Source organism: Arenimonas sp. (genome assembly GCF_019459675.1).
Taxonomy (GTDB): Bacteria; Pseudomonadota; Gammaproteobacteria; order Xanthomonadales; family Xanthomonadaceae; genus Arenimonas.
In genome coordinates this window covers 1-4,115 of record NZ_JAIBFH010000277.1, presented here as the reverse complement: position 1 = coordinate 4,115, position 4,115 = coordinate 1, and the positions used below count along the sequence as shown (strand labels likewise).

General features: G+C 71.3%; 4 protein-coding genes and 1 pseudogene. 2 read left to right on the top strand and 3 right to left on the bottom strand.

From position 1 onward, the window contains the following. Positions 1 to 42: 42 nt before the first annotated feature. Positions 43 to 726: pseudogene (locus K0M70_RS09270) on the bottom strand (lipid-binding SYLF domain-containing protein); the annotation flags it as partial. A gap of 117 nt (positions 727 to 843) precedes the next feature. Here K0M70_RS09270 and hemH point away from each other — a divergent pair. After that, on the top strand, positions 844 to 1,854 hold the full coding sequence (gene hemH / locus K0M70_RS09265) for a ferrochelatase (protein ID WP_290781539.1): 1,011 nt from the start codon (positions 844 to 846) through the stop codon (positions 1,852 to 1,854). Next, positions 1,854 to 2,705, top strand: a complete 852-nt coding sequence (locus K0M70_RS09260) for an alpha/beta hydrolase (RefSeq protein ID WP_343211208.1) — start codon at positions 1,854 to 1,856, stop codon at positions 2,703 to 2,705. Before hemH ends, K0M70_RS09260 begins: the two co-directional genes overlap by 1 nt. Here the strand turns inward: K0M70_RS09260 and K0M70_RS09255 are convergent. Both K0M70_RS09255 and K0M70_RS09250 read right to left on the bottom strand, forming a co-directional pair. Then, positions 2,702 to 3,223, bottom strand: a complete 522-nt coding sequence (locus tag K0M70_RS09255; protein WP_290781537.1) for a hypothetical protein — start codon at positions 3,221 to 3,223, stop codon at positions 2,702 to 2,704. The genes K0M70_RS09260 and K0M70_RS09255 overlap by 4 nt on opposite strands. Positions 3,224 to 3,259: 36 nt before the next feature. After that, a partial coding sequence (locus K0M70_RS09250) for a SprT family zinc-dependent metalloprotease (protein ID WP_343211207.1) occupies positions 3,260 to 4,115 on the bottom strand: 856 nt, incomplete at its 5' end.

Sequence of the window (4,115 nt, the reverse complement as noted above, 5' to 3'; positions counted from 1 at the left end):
CCCCCGCCCCGCCCCCCCCCCCCCCCCGGCCGTCGGTCACTGGCTGACGGTGTTTTCTTCCAGGCGGTCGCGGAAATCCACCAGCGGCGGGCCGGCGGAAGCCGAGCGGCCCTCGAAGATGGCGCGCGGGGTGGTGTTGCGGCCGTAGGCGCGCTGGTTGGCCTTGTGGTCGATGCTCAGCACCGCGCCGTCCAGGGCCACGCCGGCGAACAGGCCGCGGGCGCGGGAATAGCTGTAGATCTCGGCCTTGAGCTGTTCATCCGTGCTGGCCTGGGCGCTGCGGCCCACCGGGCCGGCGGCCACGCTGGCGTCGGCGCCCAGGGTGAACTTGCCGTTGACGATGTTGTCCACGCCGCGCGGGCTGCGGAACACCAGGATCACGTCCGAGGACTGCACGCCGGCCTGGAAGCCGATGCTGCCGCCGGTGATGGTGACGAAGCTGGGGTTGGACCAGGTGCCGTCGGCGCTGCGCACCGAGATCAGGCCCTTGCCGCGGCGGCCCCCCAGGATCAGGCCGGCCTTCACCACGTCCGGCAGCACGGCGATGGCGTGGGCTTCCTCGAACATCTTCGAGGGCACGGAGGTTTCCGGGATGCGCATGATCTCGGCGAGCACGCGCGCGGCGTCATTGGCCTTGGTGTCTTCCTTGACCCCGGCCTGGGCCGGACCGGCGAATGCCAGGGCCAGGGCGAGGGCGGTGGCGATCAGGGTGGAAAAACGATTCATCGGGTGTCTCCGGATATAGCGTCTTTGCGAGTATGGCCGCGGGCCATGAACCGGGCGTGAGCCGCGCCTTCATTCGGGCGATGATAGTTTGAGCAAAGCAGACAAGGACAGTTCCGCATGAGCCAGACCTTCCGCGACTCCCCCAAAACCACCGGACCGGGCCGAACCGCCGTGCTGGTGGTGAACCTGGGCACGCCCGACGCCGCCACCCCGGCGGCAGTGCGCCGCTACCTGGCCCAGTTCCTGCACGACTACCGCGTGGTCGAACTGACGCGCTGGCTGTGGTGCCCGATCCTGCACGGCGTCATCCTGCCGCTGCGGGCGCGCCGGGTGGCCCGCAACTATGCGTCGGTGTGGATGGCCGAGGGCTCGCCGCTGCTGGTGCTGACCCGCCGGCTGGCGCAGGCCCTGCAGCACGCGCTGCCGGACGTGCCGGTGCGCATGGCGATGCGCTATGGCAACCCGTCCATTTCCTCGGTGCTGCGCACCCTGGAGGCCGAGGGCATGACCCGCCTGCTGGTGCTGCCGCTTTACCCGCAGTACTCGGCCAGCACCAGCGCTACCGTGCTGGACGCGGTGAACGAGGAAATTTCGACCTGGCGGCGCGTGCCCGAACTGCGGTTCATCGCCGACTACCACGACGACAGCGGCTGGCTGGATGCGATGGAAGCGCGCATCCGCTCGCACTGGGACCTCAAGGGGCGCCCGGACAAACTGATGTTTTCCTTCCACGGCCTGCCGCAGCGCTTCGAGCGCGCCGGCGACCCCTATCCGCGCCAGTGCGAGGCCGGCGCGGCCGCCCTGGCGGCGCGCCTGGAGTTGTCCCCCGACCAGTGGCTGATGACCTACCAGTCGCGCTTTGGCCGCGAGGCCTGGCTGCAGCCTTACACCGACAAGACCCTGGAGGCGCTGGGCAAGCAGGGCATCAAGACCATCGACGTGGTGTGCCCGGGCTTTGCGGTGGACTGCCTGGAAACGCTGGAAGAAATCGCGGTCGAGAACAACGAGGTGTTCCGCCATGCCGGCGGCGGCGAACTGCGCTACATCAGCGCCCTGAACGACGAGCCGGGGCACGTGGCCGCGCTGGCTGGCCTCACCCACCGCCACCTGCTGGGCTGGCCGCACTGATGCCGATGGGCCTGCGTGAGATATCCCTGGCGTCGGCGCGGGGCGAACTGGCCGCGCTGCGTGGCGGTACCCCGGGGGGTCCACCGCTGCTGTGCCTGCACGGCTGGCTGGACAACGCCGCCAGCTTCCTGCCGCTGGCGCCGCACCTGGCGCAATTCGACCTGGTGGCGCTGGACCTGCCGGGACACGGCGCATCGGCGCATCGGGCGCCGGGCTACGACTACGCCTTCGCCGACTGGGTGCACGACGTGCTGGACGCGATGGATGCCCTGGGCTGGGCACAGGCCGACCTGCTGGGGCATTCGATGGGCGGGGCGATCGCGTCGGCGGTGGCCGCAGCCGCGCCGGCGCGCGTGCGGCGGCTGGCGCTGGTGGAGGCGCTGGGCCCGATCTCGGGCGAGCCGGCCCAGGCCGGGCAGCGGCTGCGCGACGCGGTGGCCGCGCGCCGGGCCATGGCGCCGCGACCGCCGCGCGTGATTCCCGACCTGGACGCCGCGGTGGCGGCCCGCCTGGCGGCCAGCCGCATGACGCCCGAGGCCGCGCGCCTGATCGTCCAGCGCAACCTGCGGCCCGTCGAAGGGGGCCACGCCTGGCGCAGCGACCCGCGCCTGACCCTGCCCAGCGCGCTGCGCATGGCCGAAGCCACGGTGCAGTCACTGCTGCGGTCGATTGAAGCGCCGGTGCTGGTGATCGCGGCGGACCCGTCGCCGCCCTACTTTCCGGCGGCCGTGCGCGAAGCGCGGCTGGCCTGCCTGGCCGATGGCCGGGTGCAGGTGTTCGAAGGCGGCCACCACCTGCACATGGAGCAGGCGGCGCGCGTGGCGGCGCCGCTGCTGGCGTTCCTGCGCTAGGGCTGCTGCTTGGCCTGCAGGCTCATCGACAGGCTGCTGCCGCCTTCGCCGTTGTCGGCCATGTTCACCAGCAGGCTGCGGCCTTCCTTCTCGAAGCCCAGCATGGACGCGTCGGCGCCCTGCATGGACATCGTTTCCTTCCAGCCCTGGTTGGCCTGGCCGGACTTGATGGCGTTGAACAGGCCGGACGAGGACTGCGGCACTTCCATCACCACCGACGTGGTGGCGCCCATGGTCATCAGCGACACCACTTTGTAGGTGCCCGGCAGGGTGATGTCGGTCGGGAAATCGTTGGGCAGCACCAGGTCGTCGCCGGTGCTCTGCCGCATCTCGCCGTCCGGCGTCTTGATGACGACGGTGCTCCCGCCGTCCTGGATGTCGATGTCGGCGTTTTCGCCGCCGCTGGCTTCCAGGGCTTTCTCGGCGAGGGTTTCAGCGGCGTTTTCCTGCATCTTGCCGCAGGCTGAAAGCGCCAGCGTCAATGCCGCCACGGCGACAAGGGGGTGGCAACGGGGCATCGGGGGTCTCCTGGGCGGGCCGCGCAGGTGGGCCCTTCAAGCGATAAAACGGGCAAGTTGGCCCTTCAAGGACATTCCGTCGCTGCGCAGGTAGGTCCGCTCGTCACGCCATCGCGGCCAGCGGGACTCCACTTCGCGCCAGAAACGCGGCGAATGATCGGCGTGTATCAGGTGGCAAAGCTCATGCACCAGCACGTACTCGAAAGCCGCCGGCCGACCCAGCACCAGCGACAGGTCCAGCGACAGCGCGTCGCTGGGGCTCAACGATCCCCACAGCGACGACAGTGGCCGCAGCTTGAACGACATCGGCGCGCGCGGCAGGCCGGGCAGGTAGCGCGGCAGCCAGGCGCCCAGGTCCTGGCGCGCCTGCTGGGTGTAGAAGTCGCGCAGCGCGGACTTGAGCTGGGCGTCGCTGGCGCGGTCGGGCAGCTGCAGCACCACGCCTTCGTCGCGCAGTTCGGCCCGGGCGTAGCGCCCTTCACGCCAGTGAAGCGGCACGCTCTGGCCGCGCAGCGGCAGGGATGGCTCGACGCCCCGCTGCAGGGGCAGGGCCGAAACGCCGGGCTGGCGATCAAGCTGGTGGGCCAGCCAGTGGCGATGTTCGTGCAGGAAGGCCAGCGCGGCGCGCTCGGACACGCTGCGCGGCAGCGTCAGGCGCGCGCCCTTTTCCGACACGATCAGCCGCAGCCGGCGCGAGCGCGCGTCGCGCACCCAGCGCACGTCCACCTGGCGACCGTCGGCCAGCGCCAGCGGCCGGATGTCAGGCGGCGCCGGCTTGTCGGGGGTGGGGCGCGCGAGGCGGAAGAACATGGCGTCCAGCATGCCGTGCCGGGCGGCCGCCGCAACCGGCCGCCCCGCCACCAGCCGCCGCGGGGGGCGCCCCCCCCCCCCC